This is a genomic window from Gymnodinialimonas sp. JB5-7 (assembly GCF_055693405.1).
Window position 1 is genome coordinate 1 of record NZ_JBVFUX010000005.1, and the last position, 23,066, is coordinate 23,066.

21 protein-coding genes are annotated in these 23,066 nt (G+C 53.0%); 11 read left to right on the forward strand and 10 right to left on the reverse strand.

The annotated features are described in order from the left end of the window. Positions 1 to 1,271, forward strand: a 1,271-nt coding sequence (locus ACZ1HK_RS05805; protein ID WP_472627896.1) for a tyrosine-type recombinase/integrase, incomplete at its 5' end; no start/stop codon positions are given. A 152-nt stretch (positions 1,272 to 1,423) separates the two neighbouring features. Here the strand turns inward: ACZ1HK_RS05805 and ACZ1HK_RS05810 are convergent. Both ACZ1HK_RS05810 and ACZ1HK_RS05815 read right to left on the reverse strand, forming a co-directional pair. Then, the gene (locus ACZ1HK_RS05810) at positions 1,424 to 1,774 is read right to left on the reverse strand and encodes a helix-turn-helix domain-containing protein (protein WP_472627897.1); all 351 of its coding nucleotides are present in this window, start codon (positions 1,772 to 1,774) and stop codon (positions 1,424 to 1,426) included. 14 nt (positions 1,775 to 1,788) lie between these two features. Beyond that, positions 1,789 to 2,424, reverse strand: a complete 636-nt coding sequence (locus ACZ1HK_RS05815; RefSeq protein WP_472627898.1) for a hypothetical protein — start codon at positions 2,422 to 2,424, stop codon at positions 1,789 to 1,791. A gap of 127 nt (positions 2,425 to 2,551) precedes the next feature. Here ACZ1HK_RS05815 and ACZ1HK_RS05820 point away from each other — a divergent pair, with 127 nt between their 5' ends. The 5 genes from ACZ1HK_RS05820 (at position 2,552) to ACZ1HK_RS05840 (ending at position 7,265) form a co-directional block, all read left to right on the forward strand. Beyond that, the gene (locus ACZ1HK_RS05820; protein WP_472627915.1) at positions 2,552 to 3,331 is read left to right on the forward strand and encodes a DUF3800 domain-containing protein; all 780 of its coding nucleotides are present in this window, start codon (positions 2,552 to 2,554) and stop codon (positions 3,329 to 3,331) included. Positions 3,332 to 3,622: 291 nt separating this feature from the next. Then, a complete protein-coding gene (locus tag ACZ1HK_RS05825; RefSeq protein WP_472627899.1) occupies positions 3,623 to 4,105 on the forward strand; it encodes an ABC-three component system protein in 483 nt (160 codons plus the stop codon). After that, on the forward strand, positions 4,105 to 4,632 hold the full coding sequence (locus ACZ1HK_RS05830; protein ID WP_472627900.1) for an ABC-three component system middle component 5: 528 nt from the start codon (positions 4,105 to 4,107) through the stop codon (positions 4,630 to 4,632). The genes ACZ1HK_RS05825 and ACZ1HK_RS05830 overlap by 1 nt, the downstream gene beginning before the upstream one ends. Then, a complete protein-coding gene (locus tag ACZ1HK_RS05835) occupies positions 4,580 to 6,541 on the forward strand; it encodes an AAA family ATPase (RefSeq protein WP_472627916.1) in 1,962 nt (653 codons plus the stop codon). Before ACZ1HK_RS05830 ends, ACZ1HK_RS05835 begins: the two co-directional genes overlap by 53 nt. Before the next feature lie 13 nt (positions 6,542 to 6,554). Continuing rightward, entirely contained in the window at positions 6,555 to 7,265 is a 711-nt protein-coding gene (locus tag ACZ1HK_RS05840) for a hypothetical protein (RefSeq protein WP_472627901.1), read from the forward strand. Positions 7,266 to 7,378: 113 nt separating this feature from the next. Here ACZ1HK_RS05840 and ACZ1HK_RS05845 read toward each other — a convergent pair whose 3' ends face one another. Beyond that, the gene (locus tag ACZ1HK_RS05845) at positions 7,379 to 7,918 is read right to left on the reverse strand and encodes a recombinase family protein (protein WP_472627902.1); all 540 of its coding nucleotides are present in this window, start codon (positions 7,916 to 7,918) and stop codon (positions 7,379 to 7,381) included. Between the two features lie 211 nt (positions 7,919 to 8,129). After that, positions 8,130 to 9,839 (reverse strand): hypothetical protein, encoded by a 1,710-nt coding sequence (locus ACZ1HK_RS05850; protein WP_472627903.1) that lies wholly within the window; start codon positions 9,837 to 9,839, stop codon positions 8,130 to 8,132. A 499-nt stretch (positions 9,840 to 10,338) separates the two neighbouring features. Here ACZ1HK_RS05850 and ACZ1HK_RS05855 point away from each other — a divergent pair, with 499 nt between their 5' ends. Next, complete coding sequence (locus tag ACZ1HK_RS05855) at positions 10,339 to 11,199, forward strand: hypothetical protein (protein WP_472627904.1); 861 nt, start codon at positions 10,339 to 10,341, stop codon at positions 11,197 to 11,199. A 503-nt stretch (positions 11,200 to 11,702) separates the two neighbouring features. Here the strand turns inward: ACZ1HK_RS05855 and ACZ1HK_RS05860 are convergent. Then, the gene (locus ACZ1HK_RS05860) at positions 11,703 to 12,602 is read right to left on the reverse strand and encodes a hypothetical protein (RefSeq protein ID WP_472627905.1); all 900 of its coding nucleotides are present in this window, start codon (positions 12,600 to 12,602) and stop codon (positions 11,703 to 11,705) included. 116 nt (positions 12,603 to 12,718) lie between these two features. Between ACZ1HK_RS05860 and ACZ1HK_RS05865 the strand changes: the two genes are divergently transcribed. Beyond that, the gene (locus ACZ1HK_RS05865; RefSeq protein ID WP_472627906.1) at positions 12,719 to 12,883 is read left to right on the forward strand and encodes a hypothetical protein; all 165 of its coding nucleotides are present in this window, start codon (positions 12,719 to 12,721) and stop codon (positions 12,881 to 12,883) included. Positions 12,884 to 12,970: 87 nt separating this feature from the next. Then, the gene (locus ACZ1HK_RS05870; RefSeq protein ID WP_472627907.1) at positions 12,971 to 13,933 is read left to right on the forward strand and encodes a hypothetical protein; all 963 of its coding nucleotides are present in this window, start codon (positions 12,971 to 12,973) and stop codon (positions 13,931 to 13,933) included. A gap of 268 nt (positions 13,934 to 14,201) precedes the next feature. Here ACZ1HK_RS05870 and ACZ1HK_RS05875 read toward each other — a convergent pair whose 3' ends face one another. From ACZ1HK_RS05875 to ACZ1HK_RS05890, 4 genes are read right to left on the reverse strand one after another with little or no spacing between them, the layout of a single operon-like run. After that, a complete protein-coding gene (locus ACZ1HK_RS05875) occupies positions 14,202 to 15,182 on the reverse strand; it encodes a replication-relaxation family protein (protein WP_472627908.1) in 981 nt (326 codons plus the stop codon). A 20-nt stretch (positions 15,183 to 15,202) separates the two neighbouring features. After that, on the reverse strand, positions 15,203 to 16,975 hold the full coding sequence (locus tag ACZ1HK_RS05880; RefSeq protein ID WP_472627909.1) for a type IV secretory system conjugative DNA transfer family protein: 1,773 nt from the start codon (positions 16,973 to 16,975) through the stop codon (positions 15,203 to 15,205). A gap of 35 nt (positions 16,976 to 17,010) precedes the next feature. Then, complete coding sequence (locus ACZ1HK_RS05885; protein ID WP_472627910.1) at positions 17,011 to 17,742, reverse strand: hypothetical protein; 732 nt, start codon at positions 17,740 to 17,742, stop codon at positions 17,011 to 17,013. Continuing rightward, positions 17,742 to 18,590: a hypothetical protein gene (locus tag ACZ1HK_RS05890; protein ID WP_472627911.1), complete on the reverse strand. Its 849-nt coding sequence runs from the start codon at positions 18,588 to 18,590 to the stop codon at positions 17,742 to 17,744. Before ACZ1HK_RS05890 ends, ACZ1HK_RS05885 begins: the two co-directional genes overlap by 1 nt. 218 nt (positions 18,591 to 18,808) lie before the next feature. On the opposite strand from ACZ1HK_RS05890, the gene ACZ1HK_RS05895 reads away from it, so the two are divergent. Next, entirely contained in the window at positions 18,809 to 19,165 is a 357-nt protein-coding gene (locus ACZ1HK_RS05895; protein WP_472627912.1) for a hypothetical protein, read from the forward strand. An 82-nt stretch (positions 19,166 to 19,247) separates the two neighbouring features. Here the strand turns inward: ACZ1HK_RS05895 and ACZ1HK_RS05900 are convergent, their stop codons facing one another. After that, entirely contained in the window at positions 19,248 to 20,516 is a 1,269-nt protein-coding gene (locus ACZ1HK_RS05900; RefSeq protein WP_472627913.1) for a type IV secretory system conjugative DNA transfer family protein, read from the reverse strand. A 311-nt stretch (positions 20,517 to 20,827) separates the two neighbouring features. On the opposite strand from ACZ1HK_RS05900, the gene ACZ1HK_RS05905 reads away from it, so the two are divergent. Then, on the forward strand, positions 20,828 to 21,841 hold the full coding sequence (locus ACZ1HK_RS05905; protein WP_472627914.1) for a CHC2 zinc finger domain-containing protein: 1,014 nt from the start codon (positions 20,828 to 20,830) through the stop codon (positions 21,839 to 21,841). Positions 21,842 to 23,066: the final 1,225 nt, after the last annotated feature.

Genomic DNA, 23,066 nt, shown 5'->3' on the forward strand with positions numbered 1-23,066 from the left:
AAAAATCCCAACAAAAACAGGTGGCTAAAAGAAAGAGCGATCAGGCATATTGGCTGAAATCGGGCTTTCACATACCTTACACACATTGCACACTGTGTAAGGAATCCTTCGAGATGGCCGAAAAGCACACGATTTTGGGCGGCAAAGTGCACGTCTACAAGCGCGAGCGAAGCTCGGTCTGGCAGTGTTCGGCATACCTCGAAGGAAAAAACCGCCGCGTTAGCACCAAAGAAGAAAGCTTGGCCAAGGCAAAGGAATTTGCCGAGGATTGGTACCTTGAACTGCGAGGTAAGAAAGCTCGTGGCGAGCTGCTCTCGGAACACACTTTTGCACACGCCGCCGACCGCTTCATGAAAGAGTACGAACTTATGACCGCGGGCGAGCGGAACGAGGTCTACGTTAAGGGGCATCGTGGACGGCTAAAGAACCATTTAGTCCCCTACTTCGGCAAGATGGGAATTTCGCAGGTGACCGCAGGCGCTGTCCAGGACTACCGGATATTCAGGATCGAGCCGAAAGACGAACCAGGCTGGAAGCCGCCATCACGATCTACCATGCACCATGAGATCGTGACGCTTCGGCAGGTTTTGAAAACAGCACTTAGGCAAGGATGGATCCAAGGACTGCCGGATCTGTCAGCACCATACCGATCATCCGGAAAGGTCGTGCACCGGGCTTGGTTTTCGCACGAAGAATACAAGACGCTTTACACGGCGACACGCGCAAACATCGCCAAACAGGCAAACTCACGCCACCATAGGCTTGCGGCACAGATGCATGACAAAGTGCTGTTCATGGCAAATACCGGTATTCGACCAGATGAGGCCAACGGCCTAGAATACCGGGATGTCGAGATTGTCGAAGATGACGCCACCGGCGAGACAATTCTCGAGATCGAAGTCCGCGGGAAGCGCGGGGTAGGTTACTGCAAAAGCACTAACGGTGCTGTTCGTCCCTTTCAAAGGATGATGCAGCGCAATCTACCGGCTTCGACCGACCGTCTATTTCCGGTAGATCACAATAGGCAGTTCAACAGGATCCTGGAGGAAACGGGCCTTAAGTTCGATCGCCAAGGCAACCGCCGAACACTGTACTCGCTGCGGCACAGCTACATCTGCTTTCGGCTTCTTGAAGGCGCAGACATCTACCAGATCGCCAAGAACTGTCGAACCAGTGTCGAGATGATCGAGAAACACTATGCAGTGCACCTGAAGAACAGCCTGGACGCGGCCGCGATCAACGTCCGCAAGCCAAGAAAACCGACGGGTTAGAGGAGAAGTTATCCCCACTTTCCTTTTCTTAAAAGGTTTATGAATATTAATTACTTAGTCTTCTTCACTGAGTATTCTTAGTGTCAAAAAAACCGACAACTAGAGGTCGGTTTTCCCGACATCTAGATGTCAAAAATTTTGACATCTGGTTGTCACTTCCTCTTCAAAACCTTGGCCTTCAGGTTGAGCTCGTAGAGATTTGCTCTCCCCTGCCCCAGCCGCTTGATCTTGATGAAACCTTTCCGCTCCAACTCTTTCACATGAGCGTTCACAGTCTGCCGGGAGATGCCGATATCGGTAGCTAGTCTGTCTTGGCCAGGGAAGCAGAAGTCGTTGTGCCAAGCGTAAGATAGCAGCAGCGCGTAAACCAGTTTCGCTCCAGCGGAGATAGCATCGCTCTTGAGCACCGCGTTCGGCACTTGGGTGAAGCCAGACATCGACAACTCATCACCACCCTTGATGATGATGTTTCGTTGCTGGAGCGCTTCGCCAAATGACTTCATATGCCTTGGCTGAATTATACACTAAGCGGCGTTCGTCTCGTTAGCGCCGTGGACAATATCGTGGTGCTGCCCTTCCCATTGTCGCCGCGGCGAACGGGGCTGCTACTGTTCAGTTGTTCGCGTGTCGTTTCCGCATTCAACTTGAAAGCTTCAATGACGGTCGCCAAAGCCTTGTCCGTCTCGCGGCGGTGTTTCAACTCATCTCTCAGAAATTCGATTTCAGCGTTCTTCTGTTCAAGCTGTGATCGCAGTTCCTTTTCTACACCTCGCTCGGCTCCCCGGTGCTGATCAGTTCGAACCGGTTCCCGTGTGTGCGCCGGCAATTCTGGGATGCTATCAAAGGGAGAACCTGTTTGCCTCAGTTCGCCCCGGTTCGCACCAGTGAGGTCGGGTTCGGATTGCTTTCGGCGCTCAAATTCAAGCTCTTCCTCAATTTTGCGATCAAGCGATGAAAGCTCAATAGACCATCGAAATCCGTTGCCGGTATCTTCTCTGTGGACGGCGATATCGGGGCTTTCGGGGTTCGCGAAAGATCTTGCAGCCCACTTTCTGACTGTTTTTGGAGTACGGGGTAGGCCGCGTTCACTACAACGAGACACCGCCTCGGCGACTGTTATCCACGATGAAATCGGTTCGGAACCGTTCGTCACCTGGTTCGCACCAGAATGCTCTGATTGCATGAATGTAATGATAGCATGCCTGGCTGTTGGTCGCTCAAAGCACTGGACAGGCCCAAGCTAACCACCCCCTTCATGCGGCCGGTACCAGTACATATCTCTGTGGCATGGCTCATTTTTTCTCGATGATAGTAAACACAACCACTTTGGGTTTTCCTTGGCGGCATTTGCCATTTGCGACAATGACCCGTCGGAACATATCGCCTCAGTGTTCCGGAGGCTTGGATATGACCCTGAGACCTTTGAGTTCAAATCGTCCTCAAAGATGGCGAACGACGAACGTCTCCGAACCTTAAGAAGTGCCCTAAAGTCGTTCATCCGAGGACATTGCAAAATAGCTGTCTGCGTTGTTGGTGCAGAGAATAGGCTGGGGCCTGCAGCTCTCGAACTGCTTGCAGCAGCCCTCTCACACTCCCGTTTCAAAGGTCAATCGCACGAAGTATTCTTTGACGAAGGCTTGTTTAAATCAGCTACGGCCGCTTCGCGGCTTGTAGAGGACGATCCCAGATTTCGCTGTTGCGAATTCCACTTTGAGCAAGACTCGCGAAAGCGCTTGGGCATTCAATTGGCAGACATCGTTGCTCATACATGTAGCACGATGCTCCTTGAGACACTCGGTCATGTCACCAAGAAAATTGTTCTGAATGCACCCGGAGACAGTGTGTATGATGGTCTAGAGGTTGAGCTTGGCTTTGAGATGTGGGCCGAAATTCGCTACGCCTTCTTGGCGAACAACAAACCAAATCCGAAGGACAACTTTGATCTGGCCAACGTCGACGTATACCCATGGGGGTTGTTCATCGACGAGGGCGTAACCGAGCAAATTTCCGGATCGGCAATGGAGCGCTTCGGCGAGAACTATCTTGGCTGTATCCATTGACCAGCCATGGCGATCCCTCAGCCATTGACTAGATAGCTTCAATCGCAGCCCACTTTCCAGCCATTGGCGCCTAGTATATTGCTTGTTGCGATTGGTGACCGATGTGGCTCGTCAAAGAGGGCTTTTTCCGGAAGTTGTTTTCTGGCTTAGCGTGCCTGAGTTTACATCACGATTCTGACCCATAATCGCCAACTATCCTTGCCTGCTGTAAAAAAGTGCATATTCTGCTTTCTACCCAACACCTTGTAGCTGCAAAACAACGCGTCGCAATATTTTGTCAGGAAAGTCACTTTGTCAGACCAGTCTCAAGTTACCGGACTTTTGGACCGACTAGACAAAGAAATCTCGGATGGAAGTGTCTGCGTCGACGGGTTCATCGATGATTTACAGATGTTCCAAGACAGACGGCGCGTAGAAGGTTTAGACGGTTTGGAAGACAAACTAAAGGCTGCAGAGCGCCATGACCAGGTCGAGGGAGCGCAGGCCAAGAAAGAGCTTTTTGCGAAACTGCTAGCCAAGATGCAGCATTATCCTTCGGCGCAAAAGATCTTTGCCTTGTTCCTCGCCCGTATAAACGATGTTTTTGAAAACCATATTATTCCGCACGCCTCGTCTCTCGACAGACAGCAAATCGATGAAATCATCGAGGACAAGATCGTCCAACCAACACTTCAAGATATGGGAGCAGGTTTTGAGCATTTCACCATCAACCATGCCCATGTCAGGGGCATGATCTACTGGCTTGCTGATAGATGCTATGTGAGGTGGAGCTAGTGTTCTCTCTCTCCTACACCGCTGCTTATGACCCCTATCATACCGTCTTTAGAATGCTCGTCCTTCTTGCTTCGGCAGAAAACGGCAGAATTCCATCTAAGACAGCAAGAGCAGCCGACTTCTTCTACTGCTTTCCATGGATGCTAGAGGACATCCGAGCGCCAAGGAGCATTGAGGGCTTTGCTCGTATGCGGAACCAAATCGTGAAGAAGTACCCCAAAACAAGCTATGATCGGTTTCCCAATGCTCGCGTGGTGTTTGAGAGGATGGAGCTGATCCAGTCGACGGCGGTAAGCGCGCTCGCGGGCGCAAACATGATAGAAGCGGTTGAGACTTCGTCGGAGATGCTGGCTCTCAAGCGCGAAAGCGTGCCTTCTGGACTTTTTGCCGCTGTAGAGCAGGCAATCGAGAAAACGCCAGATCTATTGAAGTTTGTGGCAGTCGTACTTCCGCAGGTAGAACAACTCGGAAGTGATGGTCTATTTGCCCGCACAGGCCTTGGAGAGTACAGCTATGACGTTGTTTAGGCCAAACCTCGAAATTGTCGATCTGTCGATTTTTCGCCGTGGTCAACTCGTCTTTTCAGAAGCATTTCACACAGGGCTGAACATTATTCGGGGCGAGAACAGCTCCGGCAAATCCACAATTATGGATTTCATATTCTACGGTCTGGGTGGTGACCTTTTGGAACACCAATGGCGGGAGTCGGCGCTTCTGTGCGACACCATTACAATGGGGGTCAAACTAAATGGGAAAGACGTCACTCTGCAGAGAGACGTTGAACAAAAGTCTTCACAGCCCATGCGCATCTTTTTTGGCCCAAGTTCAGACGCACTGGAAAGCAGCGGGGCTGGCTGGGAGCGGTACTCCTTCCGGCGAGGCCAGTCCGAAAGCTTTTCTCAAGTGATGTTCCGGCTGCTCGGTCTGCCCGAAGTACAATATGGCGAAGCCAACACGAAGATCACGATGAATCAAGTCTTGCGCCTTCTATACTCGGACCAGCTAAGCTCGGTCGAAAAGCTGTTTCGTGGTCAGCCTTTTGACGATGCGATTACGCGACAGACTGTGGGACATCTTCTTCTCGGTGCCTTTAGTGACGATTACTATACAGCAAGGCTGAACCTGAAGACCTACGAAGCTGAGATGAAGGATGTCGTTTCAAGGATTTCGACACTGATCAGGCTTCACGGCCGCGACGGCCATCCTTTGACCGAGGATTGGATTGATCAGGAGTACTTGCGCCTCCAAAAAGAACTGGACGATCTAAACAGCCAAATTGAAGAGACGGAGGAACAGGTCTTTTCAACACAGTTTGAGGATCGGCTTTCGTTGAACGATCAAGAAACCACTTTTGCGAGAGTGAAGGAGCTCCAAACACAGATTGGCAAGTTGAAAGAGGAATTGGATTTCCTTGAGCTGGAGGCTTCGGACTCCGCGGAATTCATCGCCTCTCTGACCAAGAAGCTTCGTGCCTTGCACGAGTCTAAAATGGTCGTTGACGAGTTAAATGCGCTAAAATTTGACTTCTGTCCGGCGTGTTTCGCTCCTGTCCACGGCACCGAGGTCGAAGGCGCCTGCACACTTTGCAAACAAGCTTCTGACGAAAGCCAGGTTAAGGAGCGCGCTCTGCGATTGATCAATGAATATGCTCGGCAAAGGCAAAATTCGATTGATCTTCAAGCAGGTAGGCAGCGTCAAATTTCGGACTTGAAGGCGAAGCTGACGAAAGTCACAGAGCTATGGGAGCAAGCAGGTCGTCACTATACGGTTTCCCTCCGTAGCCCAACAACGGAGCTCCGATCAAGGCTGCGATCTCTGAATCGCGAGGCGGGCTATGCTCAGCGTAAGCTTGAAGAGTTGGCGACTCGAAAATCTGCGGTCGCTGAATTGCAAGAAGCCCAGAACCGGCGAGACGAACTACAGCGCAAGATTGACGATGTTCGATCCGTGATCGAGACTGCGGAAAAGCGCGATCGTGATCAAATTTCGAAAGCGCGAAGGTCGATAGAGCTTGAAGTCCTCGACTTTCTGAGACGCGACCTTGAGCGCCAGTCAACATTCAAGAATGCTGACAAGGTCGATTTTGATTTCGACGGCGATCGAATAAGTGTCAACGGCGAGTCATTTTTCTCCGCAAGTTCCATGGTTTATCTTCGCAATAGCTTCATTGCCGCGTTTGCTGTTGCTTCGGCCAGCCAACCATCATTTTCCCATCCGCGCTTCCTTTTGATGGATACAGTGGAAGATAAGGGTATGGAGCCGGAGAGGAGCAGGAATTTCCAAAGATTACTTCATGAGAAGTCAAACGCGGCAAAATCTTCAAACCAGATTATTATTGCTACCTCGATGATTGCCCCAGAGTTAGACAAGCCTGAAATCACTGTCGGTGATTTCTATACCCACCAAAATCGCACCTTGCGCATATCTGGCGCGTAGTAGCGGACAGCGAATGTCTAAAACAGAACCTGAACAAGTGACCTGGACACCAGAAGCTTGGAGCGTACGAACAATAAATTGGCATCTCCTGAGAGGGTTTGGCCAGAGTCTGCCAGCGTCCATCACCATGAGCGCGCCATTCGTGGGCTACATAATTTTGTACCATGCGCAGATCGAGAGCTATTTGGGCGGTCTCGGTGGTTTGCTGGACCAGCAGGTTGCCCCAGGCATATGCACCCCTTGGTTCGGGTTTTCTATGCGGCTAAACATCGTCTATGTTGGCCTTTTGTTGCTTGGTTTGGGTACGATCCTATATCGCGTTTTTGCACCCGCGATAGTTAAACGCCCGAAGGACATTAACGAGTATGTCATCGAGACAATAGACAACGTTTCCGCAAGAAACCTGCGATCAATGTATGCAACTATAGCATCACGAAGGCCGCAGGTAGCTTCCTCGTTCGACCAAAGAGCGCCTTGGCTCAATCGAGAGAAAAGCCTTAAGACAGCATCGGATGCTCTAAAAAAGGACGATGACAACCAAATCAAGATCGATGTACTTCGGAGCTTCTACAATGTGCTGGATAGGCACACATCAAGACGCATGGTTTACACAGTACTGACATTCTACGTGGCTGGCTTCTCACTTCTATCAGTTCCAGGTGTCGCTTTCACGGGTCGCGTTCTTTGCGTTATCGGGCATGATTTCGGCCTGCTTGGCGAATGAACTCGCAACCGCCCAAATCCAAGGTTTGTTCGCGTATCATCGGATACCCGGATGTCCGCATTGAAATTTGCGTTTGACCTGATACCGCTTGCAGCGAAGTACTATTTTCCGCCCTAAGCGCGGTAAACCGTTGCTCTACTCACACCGAATATCTGTGCGATTTCTTTCACGTGACGTCGCTCCTCATCGCGCATTCGACGGACTTCAGCTTTAGCTTCGTCTGAGAGCGCTCTTGGTCTACCGCCAATCCGCCCTCGCTTACGGGCAGCCTTTAGTCCCTCATTGGTACGCTCAACTATTCGCTCGCGTTCAAATTCGGCGATACTGCCAAACACATGAAACACGAGGCGCCCGGCTGGGGTGGTAGTGTCGATGTCTTCGCCAAGCGAACGAAAGCCAGCGCCGCGCTCCCGGATCTGCTCGACGATGTCGATGAGATCCCGCAACGATCGAGCAAGGCGATCGTACTTTGAGACAACAACCACATCGTCCTTGCGCAACTGCTCGAACAACTTCTCCAGTTCTGGCCGCTCGCGGTTCTTTCCAGTGCGCTTTTCCTCGAAGATCCTGTCAACGCCTGCACGGCGGAGCGCGTCACGCTGAGCGTCGAGGCTCTGATCAGCAGTTGAGACGCGTGCATATCCAATGATCATGCTCTCAGTGTATCAAAAACGTCTCAAAATACGAAGGGTTTTGGACAGGGTTTTTGAGACGGCTAACGTGTTGAGGAATATGAGCACCCCTCGCCCGTCTCAAAAACGACCGATTATGCAACCTAGGGTTGACTTGCGTTCTGAAACGAGCTCCGCTCTCCAGCGGCGATCTTGAGCCCATGAGAAGGATGCTCCCTATAGCATTCCTAATTCATTGAGCTAATCCGAGGGCATCCAATCGACCGTCTAACTCAGCGTCGAGGCGTTGCAATGCATCTGAAGGGATGCTCCCTATATCGAGAAGGGGGCCTTCAGTCATCGAGGAAATGACGCCTTGTTCAAGCGGCTGAATTGGGTCGACTAAGCCGCCATTTATCAGAATCTGCTCAAGAAGCTGTGCGTCCGAAACCTGTTGGGCCTGCCAAGCCAAATAAGGCTGGTTTTCGAGCCACAGGCTATTGTTAGCGCATTCCCCTTGAGCAACAGAAAAATACCTCAAATCGACCAACGCTCCTGAGATCTGATCCCGTGAAATTTCGAATTCGCGAAACTCGTCGGGCCTGCTGAGTTCCGTTATTGCTCGCCATTCATCGATTTCTTGAACCTCTAGTGAGAAACTTCGGATGATTGCGACTAGATCATCGTAGGCCTCCATTAGGTTTGAGCCGCCCAATTGACCTAGATCTGCTCCAACCGCAGACGGTTCGGACAGTAGTTGCCCCCGCATATTCGGCGAAACTACACAAGCCGGAAGCTCTTGCCCTTGCACAACTTGGCAAAGCTCAGAGATGTCCGACAGACTGCCGTTGTTCTCACAAACGGACGCGCCCAAAGTGAACACTCTGGTGCGTCGCTCCAGTTCTGATCGTGGCGCTGTCAGCGACGCCAACAGTTCAGCGCGCTGCACCAACTCAGGCATGATTTCCAATTCAGACACCAATCGGTCAATGCGGGGGCCCAAACTCGCTTCGACAATCTGGCGCGGTGTTTCGCGCGAATTGTCCATGGCGGCGACCTCTAAGAGGATACTTTCTGGGACTTCAGGATCAACTCGACGCGCAAGGTTCACCCGCTGAAAGTGCATTATTGACTCAATCGCAGGATAGTCCTGTTCATCAGGCCAAACAAACAACGCCGGCACCGATCGTCCCGTGTCCCGGTTGATGTACCTCCATTCGTTGCGCAGTCGCGGCAGAACTACACCGTAGTAGTCAATCGGACCAAGCTCGGAAACCGCTCGAACCAATCCAGCGCTTCGGCGGTTGATGCCATCAATGATGAGTTCCTGTGCATCTCCACAATTCAAGCCTCGCGTTATTCCAACAAACCTACCAAGCCACCTCAAGCCCAGTTCTAGGCCGACAAAAGTGCCCGCTACTAACCCACCGATAACTTCAAATGGAACTTCGACTAAAGTATCAATCTCCCCAAGATCGACGTCAATCTCATCGAAAAGGTCGTCCACATACGCCCAATCCTCTTCTGCTTCATTGCTTAAGTCGTAGTGCGAGGCCAAAAACCAGTCCCTCACTTGCATTCGATCTCCGACAATAGGCGGCTCAAGTGGGCCACCAATAAAATCTCGGGTAGGCCAAGAAACGTCCCTTTCCGGAAGAGTTACTTGATTGACAAATCGCCTTGACATACTGGTTCGGTATTCCCAATGGCACTGTCGATCGTCGACAAAACGCCCTTCGCTCCAATCATCAGCCTGGCCTGTTTGCCACCATCGAACGCCGACAACACCTTGGTAAGCCAACGTTAGCTCATGAAATGACCCGTCGGCGGCAAATACAATCGCCCATCGGGACTCTGAAACGGCGATCTGATCACTGAAAGTGTCCTGTGCAGCGGCGCTTGCGCTCAGAATGGCGGAGCATATGACGGAGCAGACAGCCCCAGAAAATTTCGATCTTGTCATTTCTTTCCCCCATGTGCGGTCTATGCTGCGCAGTAAAAGGCCACGTCGCAAAAAACTCTAATGAATTCACTTAAGCAGCTTTTCTTCCGCCAAGCCAGCATCTGGAAGACCGTTGAGGATTTCTGTTGCAACTGCAGGTTGATCTTGGGTGTTCTCAGCTGAGTCACTCACCTCCCCTGAAGCGACCTGCAATTGTGACGTGTTAGGAAAAGAACGACTTGTCTCCGAACAGACCACCAAAAACGACCGATTTTGCAACCTAGGATTGAGCGGGGCTCCAAAGTTAGCTCTCTTCGTACCCGACCTGGAATGGCCGGAATGCGGGACAAAACGGTTGTCCGATGCGGTTGCTAAAAGGTCTGCTTTGGAGGTAGGGAATTCAACCATCATTTCTGTCCTCAAGTGCTGGTGGACATAAAAATCGGAGTTGTGATTGCCTTCTTTTGACTGCGTCCCAAATGAACAGATGCGTTTTGGTATTGTGACGAGTGACGTCGCAATGACCACTGAAACGATAGATATTGGCGGGTGGACCTTGGGTCGACCAAGTGTTGGGACGACAGATTTTTCTAAGATCAACAACCTGCTTGAGTACTATGCTTGTTCAAACCTCGCGGCGGGGTTTGATCGTGAGATAGGCCAATCCAATGAGTGCCGTTTGAAATGGGCTACGATCACGCATGATGGAGGGTTTCACACTCGCTCAACATTCAATAATGACCCTAGCCTTTGGCGTTTCACCATAGTTGCGCCAAAAGAAGGCACACCTAATATTTCTGGCCAGATCATCTCACGAGCTTTGCGGATCTCAACGCCAGGTCTGAAGGTTGATGCCTGGTCAGTTTTGGATAAGGATGGAGCCACCAAGTTTGGGGGGCAGGCTGAACGCTGCATTGCTGAACTTCAGCTAAATGGGTTTCAGCCAGTAGCCTTACTCAGTGAGGCCGACTTTCAAGACGTTCCTTCGATTGCTCAGTCAATTTTTGACATCCGTTCAAACTCTGATTTTGGTTTTATCGAGACAGCTATCTCCAGATTTGAGTCCTTTGATGGCGCACGAGAAGGTATTCTTAAAACAATCGGGTACTTCTCAATCCAAGAGCTTCTCGCTGCGCCCGGGCAGGGACAGATTTCACGCAGATTCAGGGAGAATCTTGCGTCTCGATTTAGCAGCGAACTTTATGACGAAGATTACTTCAGCCGCCTCTACGATCTGCGTTGTCAGATAGCCCACGGCGACGAAAGTATGGAGCAGTCTGTAGATACGTTTGCTTCCACAGAGCTAAACCCCGACAACGCTGACCCACTTTTCGATGGAAGATTCTTCCCAGAGAAGTGTCGATTGAAGTTCGAAAAGTGACGAAGATGATACTACGAGATGCAGTCTTGCATCCTCAAGCTTATACCAGTTTTAGAAGGTGAATCTTAGGCGAGCTGCTAGGGCCATAAGTTTACGGTTTTCCCGACTAAAAATTGGGAACGGATCTCCACTAGGGAAGGCTTACGCGCCAAGCTGAGTAATTTGCGGACACAAAAGGCGGAGATTCGAACACCTCGCAGCATCCGATAAAATGGGCTCAAACCAGCCCTTCGCTGCGCATGCGAGCGCCCCAGCGCGGTCAGCCGCCCAACCGAAGGTCCGGTCAGCGGGACTAAGCTGACTTACGCCGCACTGACGCCAACGGCCGCTTTCTCCCGGACGGAGAAGGAAGCTTGCCCTCTGTCGCGCAGGCCAGGCCGAAGCAGAGCTCGCCTGCCAAATAGAAATAGTTGACGAGCAGCTTAAACTAGAGCGGCTCGTATTCCGTATTATGTTCAGAGCTCTCCTGGCTATATCGAAAAACTAAAGCTCTTCGCTTCGGCTCACTCAATTCTTTTGGGCGGCAAGTGGCCTTTGAGCTCGCGCGCCCTCAGATCTTCTAGAACATCGGCAAGACTTGGGTCGTCCTCAAGCGTAGATATATGGATATGTGCAAGAGCGCCTCTCGATCCTTGGACTCTTCTGAGAAAAATAGGCCCCGACCAATGCGGACCTTGGTTTGAGATCGCCATCACCGACCCAGACATGATCTCAGTCGAAGTATGCGGACCCGGCTCTGGTTCCCTCATCGTAAATGAGTAGCACTTCATGCACACATTTCGGACGTCCTTTGATAAGCACGCTATCGACTGAGCAAAAGGGAAAAGTACCCCTTCATCTACTTCATCGACGGTATATCCACGAAATTCAAATTTTTGGTGCTCACGGAGCCAGTACGCATTTCCCTTGCGTCTGATTTCGACATGGCTCCGAATTATATACCCGTCTCCGCCTGTTCTCCACGAAGGACGATACGCTTCCCAATTGTCACCAACTAAGCCAGCAAGACTCGGATAGGGCCTAAACTCAACTTCATTGAAATGCCTGAGTAGGCTGTCAGCAAAGCGTTCCCCAGAGTTGCGTGGAACCCCGCCTAGGCCTCGCGTTGTGATCAAAGGGCCTTTATCCCATCCAAATGAGAAGAAGGCGTAGAGTACACGCGCTTTTTCCCATGATGGGATGTGGTTGCCATTTGCCATCTTCGATAGCGTTCCAACCGAAATATTGAAGCTGTCTGCGCTAGTTTCTGGTCGGACTTCCAGCCACCATTCAATGCAGGCATCACACGCTGTACGGTACGACATGCCCGGGCTGTCTCGAATAAGGCGAACAGCATCTGCCAGCTCTTCGCGCTGAGATTTGGTGTCCGTGTAGACCAAGGTTGCTTCATCGAGTTTCGTCATGGGACCGTTCAGAATTTGTTCATTCAACTGAACACATCCATCTGCGGGCCGCAACGATCTTTCACTCAGCTCTCGCTAGGAATCACACATCGCAACCAGCTTACAAGGAGCACAGAATGTCCTGGCAAACCAACAACCCGACCTGGAAGGGTGGCTATCAAGGCCATCAGTTGCCGAGCAACGCAACGCAACAACAGATTCATGACCACAATCAAGGTCGTGCTCAGGCGGAGGCCGATCGGCAGAAAAAGATGGCGGAAGCGTATAAGCCAAAGAAGTAATCGGCATAGATTGCAAGTTGTTGCCCCACTCTAGTGGGGCAACAATCAAGAAGCTTATTGCCAATTCAACGAAGCCTTTAGGAGTAAATGATGTCGAAATTTGCGACAGTTGTATGTAGCGCAGCGCTGGTTGGCATAGTGAATTCTGCGGCCTCAGCTCAAACTATTGATCGGGGGCTAGACGGATTAAGCGCCTTCGAATTGGGCGGCGAGTTGGCTTCGTCTCTTGCTGAAGGGGACGTTGGAGGGGCACTGGGTTCTCTCGGGGCAGAAATCGTCCCGATACTGATAACGCGCGGTGGAATTCCACAATTCCTTCTGTCACAGCTAGCCGGTGATGAAATCGCGCTGCTAACTTCCCTTGGTTACACATTGCTATCCGAGCAGGGGCCACAACCACTTTGCATTGAGCGCCAGATGTCGATTGCCGGTGTATCCTATGAGGATGTTGTCGTCCCCGGAGTTTCGGAGCGCGGGCGACTGGGCTACCTTGAGTACGAGATAGAGCTTCGGGAATTCGTTCGCAACGAACTGGTTAGGCGAGCACAATCCACTGGCGGTAGCTATACCGTCGGGTGCCTTGAGTTTGAAGAGTTAGGACTTCGAGCCGCGCTATCAGCGGAGATAGAGGCACTTGATCTCCCCACCGAGCAAGAGGCTGATCACGATCAAATCGTACAGGTGAGAGAGAATGATCCCGACACGACCCTTTGGTTGACTCAGGTCTTTGGGGTGAACTCCGCAGAAACATGGAGCGTGTTCTTCCACAATGACACCGAAGCCCTGGCTTTCCTATATCTTCATCTGGCCGGTTCTGCTGGAAACTTTGGAGTTGTAATCGGCCAGTTCGAACGAGGGTCCGATGGAAATTTCTCTTTTAATGGGTACGTACGTGATCTCTACGGTACCTCTCCACGAGAAGTGAGTTTCGAGCCCGACAGCATCCGTTTGACAACAACAATGCTGGCGCCTGGCGACGCAAGATGCTGCCCAACCGGCGCTACTAATTGGATCATCGACAGGCAAACGCTTCTGGCACACCAGCAATAGAGCTGCGATTTCACACGAAAATCCAACATCGTTTTCCGCAGTGCCAAAAACGGTCGTTTCTGTCACTGCAAGCGATCAAACCGGAACCATTGAAAACTCTTGTGCCACAAAACCTTGGCAAAACCTGGTTTGATTTTGGCACGTTTTTGCCCGCCGACGCCGGACCGGACATTCGCCATACTGCAGTATGTCGTAGGTATGGGCTCGAAGCCGCCGTTCGCGACGACGCAGCAATCAAATCACACCAATGCGCTAAGTTTGCGCCGCACTACCCCACTAACTTAACGTCTCTCCCCGAGCCGTTCGGGTACGCCATCAAGACAGCACCGTCTGTCGATTTTTCCAACGTCTGCCAATCAGTGAAAAGAAATAACCCAGGCGGCACTCGCCGATCGCCGTGGCTGAGGTGACGTTTGTAGGTGGCCTGCATAGATTGAACCCGCTCGGGGCTAGTCGTCACCGTAAGTACGCGGAAAGCAGGGATATCGAATTGGTGCTTGTGTGCGCCAGATCTGAATGCTGCGGAATAGACCAACATCTTTCGCAGAAACGATGTGTCTGACCAAAAGCGCAAACTACGTTGCTTGCGATCGCCCGGTTCGATCGTCTCGGTGCCCTGGTCGATTTCAATGAAGAAGACCTGCCGCCCGCCTTTGTAATCAAGCGCGATGATCTGATCCGGCGCCGTCCCCTGATTGGAACCATGCACATGCCACGAAACATTTGCGCGTATCGTATTCTTCAAACCTCGCGACAGGTTCTCTGGGCTGACGGGTGGTAAGAACTCATCAGCGTACCGCACCTGAGCGCCTGGTACCTGTGCCGCAGCACTGGCAAAGGCAACCATAAAGCGAGCCGTAGCAAGGTGATGCTCTATCGAGCTCGGCTTGAGCTCAGCATTCTTCTGCTGCCACCGCTCTATCGAGATGTTGGCTCCATGATGATCACGAAGGGCTCGAGCACCCTCTCGTGAGATCGCATAGGCCAGGTGCTTGGAACCGGCTCGGCTGGTGTTGCGTCGGTTCTGACTGATCGGCCGATCGAGAAACTCGTTCTCCCACAGCCGTCGAAGCCGGCGTGAAATCACCTGTGGATCACGGGTTGGGAAAAGAAGGTAGAGCGACTTACTGTCGATGACCCGATGCCGCCAGACGTGCCATAAAATGGCGACGTCGTCTTCCTGAAGGTCGATCCCTCGAGCTTCAGCCGGTCGTTTAAAGCGTCTACTGGGCGCGCGGGTTGTGCTCATGTCGAGAGTATACCACTGGCTCAGTCTTTGGGCTTGAACGTAAACGCGTCGTCATCGTCATCACCGCCGTCATCATCACGATCAGCATTTCCTGGATCAATGATGTCGATCGCCGGACGCTTCCGGGCCTCCAGCGCGAGATCAACTTCAGCATGCGGAGCGGTGAACATACTTCGCTCCATAAATCTGATGGTTTTCTTCTCGATCATGAACGGCAAAGCCCGCGCCGGAGCGACATCTGGTGATCGCATAGACAGCGTCGTCTTTCCGCCGGCCAAGTACACAAGCATTTGGCGTTTCGCGAGGTTCCGTACAGCTACCGTTGCCTCATGCAATTGCTCTTCCAAACTCATGGGCTCGCCGCGTTCTTCGTAGACCGTGCGCAGGGACTGACTCCAACTTTCCGTCTCGGTAAAGGCCTCACTCTCCGACCAATTGCTAGAGCTCGAGTGGCTCTCGCTACTCGACCAACTATCGGTTTGGCTGGAGCTTTCGCTCTCTCCTTCTGTTCGATGTCGCCCGTCACCAATTCCATCATCAAAGAAAGCCCAGGGGTCGTTTGGATCAAAGTATCCCTCGCCTGAGCTGGTGCCTGCACAGGTCGAACTAGAGCTACCACTCCCATAGGAACTAGCTGACCCCTCGGCCCCACCCTCAGTCCTGGTGGTGGAGCGGGCTGAAGCACCGCCGTGTAGGTCGATGATCTCCTGTCCCACCGCGACCGGATTAGTCAGACCGCGCTTGCGGCGCTCAACATCGAAGTCTTTGCGGAACAAGTGCCGCGCCACATCTTCAGCGAGATCATCTGCATCAAGTCGAAAGATGACCTTGCTTTGTGCGCCGGCCATCACGGCGTCTTGGAAACCTTTGCCATATTGCTCGAGCTGGCTCATCCGATGATGCGCCAGGATGTAATGCAGGCCAAACTTGGCCGTCTGATCAAGCGCCTTCGCCACGTCCTCCGTAATATAGTCGGCGCACTCATCAACGTAGCAGTAGAAGGGCTTGGCGCTAGCGGTGCGCAGGTCTCGTGTCTTGGCGCTATAGAAAAGGTCGGCGAAGATCATGGCACCCAGTGCTTTCGTATTCCGCTCAGAAATCGCATCCGTACTGGCCAAGTTGACCAACACGATGTGCCGCTCATCCATGCAGCGCTTGAAGTCGAGCAAACCGCTGGTTTGCCCCATGATGCGTTGGATGGATTGATTGCCTGAGAACGCCAACAACCGGCTGTTGGTGCTCTCCATGTACTCAGCAAACATACGCGGCTGGTAACTGTTCAGCTCGTCCCAATCTTTTCCCCGATCCCAGTTCTTAAAGGTACTGGTCAAAAGCAAACGATCCTCTTGATACGGTAACGTCGAAAACCGTCGCGCATCGGTGATCGCCAGTCGGTGTTCAGCCAACGCGAAGAACACCAGCTCGAGGCACTTTGCTAGGCGTGGGGTCTGGTTGATGTCCGCCCCACCCCAGACCTTGGTGCAGGCGTCGACCATCAGATCAACCCGCACGGTTGGATCGGCGTCGCCCGTAGCAAACGGGTTAAAGCCAACCGACCACCCTGCGGCTGTCGGATTTATAAGATGCACCTGTCGGTGATCTGCTGCACCGGTCACGGTGAGCCATTGCACTAAGCTGTCGTAGAGCGTGCCGTGCGGATCAATCACACAGACACCATCGCCCTTCATGATGTCCTGACGGATCATATGCTCCATGAAGAACGACTTACCCATCCGGGAATTACCCATGATGTGGAAGTGCTGTTCGCGGGTCTCCTTCTCCGCAAAGACCATGCGCCCCTTCAGCTTACCGAGTGGGATCGTCCCCATTACAAGCTCGAAGCGTGTTTTTTCTGAAGTGCATCCATCTCCGCCAGCACCATGGAGATCTGTGCCGCTAATCCCTCGTATTCAGCCTCTGAAAGGTTCTCGGCCATGATCTGCTCTTGCAGCTTCTGCAGTCGAGCTTGGAGGCGAAGCATCTGTTCTTCAAAAGATTTCTTCGATTGCTCGGACGTTTCCTTTTCGGACGGGTCTGGTTTCGGCGGCGGATTCCGCATCCGCTCCAATTTCTCACGCTCGCGCAATAGTTCCTGCTCCAACCGCAGGCGTTTGATCTCACGCGCAATCTCAGCATCCTTGGCATCCTCTTCCGCTACCGAACGTGCGCGCTCAGCCTCTGCCTGCGCATGCTGCGCCACCGCCAATCGAGCTTTCTGGTTTGCTAGAAAAACATCTGCCTCAAGCATTGCGGCTTCGCGGTACTCATCGCGCTTTTTCCAACGCCCCTCCTCGGCATACAGTTCACGTCTGGCAGCGATGAAATCCTTCTGATCTGTTACGCTCCCAGTGCCCTCCTGTATCATCTGGCGATACGCTCTGATTGTACGGGCAGCCCCCCAATACTCAAGGTTGCCAAACAAGGCACGAGCAACTCCTAGATCAGGAACGTGCGGCGGAAGATGTTGCACACTCTTCATCTCGCGGAGATCCTGCGGCTCGTCATCATCTGGCGGAAAAATCTCGCCGTCTAGTGGTCGATCTTTGTCGTGCTCTGACATCAATTCCTGTCCTCGCCTGGACGATATCGTCCCCTTTGAAAGCCGCGAAGGGCTTCGTTTTCGCGTTCCAACTCTTCAATCTCAGCCATTTTCCGCGAGAGCTCAGCCGCTTCCTCAGCGCGGCGGGTCTCCTGCTCGATCGAAGCCTTGAGGTTCGAGTTTTGGCTACGCAGCCGAGCAAGCTGCTCGTCAACACTTTCAGCCGTTTTGCCCATCTCCTTGCGGAGCGCCCGAGCGTGCGTATCACTCGTCGACTTCTCGCGTAGACCAGACACAACAGCGCCGGGCTCAAACGTCGCACGGCCGGCACCCGCAGCGTAGGCAGCCCGGAGCTTTGAGCGTGTCGTCCAAAAAACATACGCCCGCGGTATGCAGATCAATGCGGCAATGATCGTTCCACAGATCAAGAAGTAGACCGGAATTGTCGCGAGCAAGTAGGTGAAAATGAACGGCGCCATAAGCAGTGAAAGACCCACCGATGGCATTTCATCACTATTTACCAAAACCGCGACGGTAATCAGCATCGCAACGAAGTAAAAAACGATCGGTCTAAGGAGGAAATACACATCCTCTTTGATGCTCTTTCCATCTTTCTCTCGGAAGTAGTCCAACTGGAGCGAGCTCAGTACGATTGCACTCGCAACCACACCGTAAAACGGCAGCAATGACGCATATCGAATGATACCGGCATCGTGCGCTTGAAACGGCAAGCTCACCGCCGTCCACAAACATCCGACGTAGTGACTGCACGGAATTCGGCTCGGCTCATAAAACAGCACGATCGCCATGAGCCAAATCCAAAAGCGCGGCGCCAGCACGACAAACGCTGCCGTGATCCCCAACCCCACCAGCAAACTCCTATACGTATATAGACTTACATCCGCGGATCTCCGTCCGGCCAACGCACCATCCCCTATTTGCAAAAACCATAAAAATATGGTTTAATATCAATAGCTTATTCCCTTCTCAACCGTGCGTTTGAATTCCCTTGAACCCACGCAGAGGAGGAAAGCATGTACCCTGAAATTCTATTTGTTCTTATCGGCTTGGGTGTTGTCTACTTTTTGTGACCACTCCCATTAGCCGCCTGCTTGGTGATCGATCGACACCGCGTAACCTGAGCTCGCTCAGCATAGGTGAGCTCCACGATGGTATCCTGGCGGATATCGTCTCACCTGAGAGCGAGGCTTGCTTCCAAGCATCTCGGCAAAAAGAAGCGGAGGCCGCAGCGTTTCTGGTCAAAGGCCGTGAACGCATCGCCAAAGCCGAGGCGCAAATGTATGCCTCAATCTCGTTGCTCGAAGTGCGGCAGAAAGCCAAAGACGCGTGCGACGAGATGTGGGAGCGGTATGTATCCGTGGCCGAACGCCAGTTCGGCGAACACACGGTATACATGGCCTGTCGCCAGCTTGGCTACAAATGACCCAATCCCCGACACCTTCCCGGTGCCGGGGATTTCTATATTCCTAGGAACCTAGTTTCGTAGCCACTGCCCAATCCGTGCCTCAACCTTCGCGCGCGGTACGGTGTAGGCACGGCGGCTTTTGATCGCACCCGCTCCCTGTTCCGTGTGTCGGGTCGGGCAACTTGGTTTGCCCGATAAACGATGTCGTCGTCTCGCCGTCGGTCAAAAGACGGCCAATAACCTCGCCCTTGCGCAGGTCGGCAAATCGCGACGACGCGATGCCGCGACACTCACGCGACAAACGTTCGGCGTCATTTCCCCCTACCCGAAACGCGACAATGTTGCCAACGTTTCCAAAAACGGTGGCTTGGATCTCGGGCGACACCTGATCCAAAAATTGATGTCCGATCGTAAGGGTGAGCCCGAACTTCCGCGCTTCCGACAAGATCAGATTAAAACTGTCGGTCGTGAAGCTCTGGAACTCGTCAATGTAAACATGGTGCGCCAGGCGCTCCGGCCGCGGCGCCATGGCGGCTTGTACCAAGCCCGACACCGCGAGCGAACCGAGCAAGCTGGTGTTGTCTTCTCCGAGCGTGCCTTTTGGCACACGAATAATGAGCACCTTCTCGGTGCGAATGATGTCGTCAAAACTGATCGTCGGCCGCCACTGGCCGATGATGTTGCGAACAAATGGGCTGGCCAAGATGGCGCCCAGTTTGTTCTGCACCGGCGCAAGCGCATCGATCCGGAAGCGGTCATTCCACACATCAAACTCAGTGCCGAAGAAGCTGATCACTTGCTCGTCGATCGCGTGCTGCAAGAGACACTTGCGATAGTCATCATCCACCAACACCAGCGCTACAGCAACGATCGACGGTCGTGCTCGATCTGGTGCGTCCAGCACCAGGCGTACGGTGTTGCGTAGGATGTGCTCGAGCCGCGGCCCCCAACTGTCTGACCAGGCGTGCTTGAAAGTGGCGACGATGTTGCTCGTCACCCGCGGCCGCTCATCGAGCGGCACGCGGTAAAAGAGGTTGATGCCCGGTACGTGCTCGACGTCGGTCGGATCGACCAAGACAACGTCGTCGATCCGTCGCGTCGGGATGGCGTCGCAAAGCTCCGCCGCCAGATCTCCATGGGGATCTATGAGTGTCACCCCTGCCCCGCACGCAATGTCTTGCCGCGCCAGGTTATGCAGCAACGTACTCTTTCCTGTCCCGGTCTGCCCGACGCAGTACAAGTGCCGCGCACGGTCAGCCGGCGCCAACCCAAACGGCCGCTTCTGGTTCCATGTCTCTCGTTCTCCCAAATGCAAAAAATCCTGTGGCATACACCAAAGCCAGCCTCGCCTGGACGCGACTGCCGACATGATCGGCAGTCGGCAGTCGCGCGCAGGAGTACGTTTCCGATCACGTACTCACCGCCTCCGGCCGTGCGGTCGTCGTCAGAATTGAGGTGTTTGGCTCAAGGGACGACTGTCCCAAAATGAGGGTTGAGGTCGAAGCGAAGCGGGGCTGACTTTGATGTCTGAGAACGGATGACCTGATTGCCTCTAGTATACCCCATGCCGCCACATGACAGCCTGGCCAGGCTGTCAACTCGACGGATCTTCGATCCACGGTAAGCTGCTCGAAGAACGATCCTCGTTCATCCCCTCCCCAATCAGCTAAGGTAATGACTATGGCAAAGCGCATCGACTTTGCGCACGTCCGTGCGCAGGCCAATATCGGAACCGTGTTCGAAGCCTATGGCATCGAACTCATCAAAGATGGCAGCAAGGCCGGGCAATACAAAGCCCTCTGCCCCTTCCACGAGGACACCAAGCCATCACTCAAGGTGAACACGGAGAAGGGCGTCTATAACTGCTTCGTCTGTGGCGCGAAAGGCAATGTCCTGGATTTCGTGATGGCCATGGATGGCATCAACATCCGGCCGGCGGCGGAGAAGGTCGCAGAGATCTGCGCCATTCCGGTCACCGAAAACGGCCACACCCCGAAGTCAAAGAAACGGTCACCAGGCAAGCCTGCGCAGCCAAAGGCTGAAACACCGCCGCCTGCGCCTGAGACCGAAGACGGCGAGCAGTACAATCCCCCACTCACGTTCGAGCTCAAGCTCACGGAAGACGAAGATCTTTTGGCCTGGCTCGACGAACACGGCATTGCGGCGAGCGAGCGCGAGACCTTTGGTCTCGGCCGCGCCAGCAAGCGCAGCAAGACGATCGGAGATCGTCTGGCAATCCCCCTGCATGACACAGAGGGGCGCACGATCGGCTACTGCGGTCGGTACCTGGGTGATGCGGGCGAAGATGACGTGCCGAAATATGTCCTCCCGAAAGGCTTTCGGAAGGAACTCGAGCTGTTCAACTATCACCGGGTCGCCGAGCGGGAGGACAATCGCGCACTGGTCATCTTTGAGAGCTACCTCTCAGTGATGCGGCACCACCGCATCTTCCAAGCGGTCTCGCCCTTCGGTCGCTCCATCTCTGACCAACAAGTTGATCTGGTCGCGTCGTTAGCGCCGCGGAAGATCTTCGTCGTCGCCGATGGCGACGAACCAGGACGCATTGGTGCCCGAGAGATTGCGGGCGCACTCTCGGGCACCACCTGGGCACGTGCCGTAGATCTTCCCGATGGGGTGAAACCCCACCACCTCACCAGTGATGAGCTTGCCGAAATCCTTCGGCCGCTCTGGTGAGCACCTGTAAAACCGCAGCCTTGGCCGCGGTTTTTTTCTCGCCGGCTTTGCCGATGTGAGAACCTTGGGCGCAGCCCCTGCCCGCCTGCGGGCAATGCGTTTACGCTTGGCTAGTCCTTAGCCACAAAACGTTCCCCCGAGTTGTCGGCCGCCGATTGAGTTCGACTTTTTTCCGAGCCGTCAGGCGACAGAAAAAATCGAAACGAAATCGTGTCGTGCCCGACCCCGAGCGATCGGTGCAGGCTGGCCAGCGTTAGCGTGTCGATAGACGGCCAGACCAACCGAGTGCAGCGGCGCTCGCCCCAAGCCGTTAGGCGGGGTGAGAGACGCGGAGCGAAGCCAGCAGGCATTCAGCTTAGTTATAACTGTATGACAATGGCGAGCGCTCGGGGTCGGGCGCAGAACGACAACTCGGGGGGAACACTTTTCTGTTGCCATTCAACAGGATAAGGCGCATCGCGCCAGAGTTTGCCTATACAATAGTAGTATTGTATATCTTATTGTATAGGTAAACACTCTCTAAGAGATTGTTTTAAAAACTTTTTCAGGCTTGAATAACTGGAAGCTGATTTTCAGCACTATGCACCTGAAAACAAAGGCAGACACCCTCACTGTTGGCCACAATGATCGTTTGGGTGTGCTGGTCTGTTTGCATAGCGGTTAGAAAAAGAGAGCGATGATTGCAACGATAGTTGCTGTCTGAGCGGCCGAGAATCCGGCCATCCACATTACTATCTTTGTGATGTCATCCTTAGTTGCTAGGCGAGCTGTAGCTTCGTCCTTAGTAAGGAACTCAGCTATGGCTTCACGGGCAACGTCCCGTTCAACGCCGTTGGCAACGAGGATGTCGTACAATTTGATTGAAGCTGATGTCATATCAATGGGTTATGACTGGATCTTATCACGAATGGTGTAATCTCGCCAAATAGGCCCGTTAGGTGATGCGGCCAATTCAGGAATGGGCCTCAGAGCCCCTGAAGCGCCCGTGAGGCAACAAAGCTCGCTATTTTGGGGCAAACAGCGCAAAAGCCAGTTGAAGCGCCCTGAGGGGCGCGTGGCGGCCCCAACGCATCAACGCAAGACTTACACATATTGTTACACATTTTTGGTTTGCGTATCTTTTTTTTATTTATTTACAGATACTAAGAATCCTTGCAAAACGACTGTTAATCAATTGGTCGTAGGTTCGATCCCTACCGCCGGAGCCAATTTTCCCTGTAACATC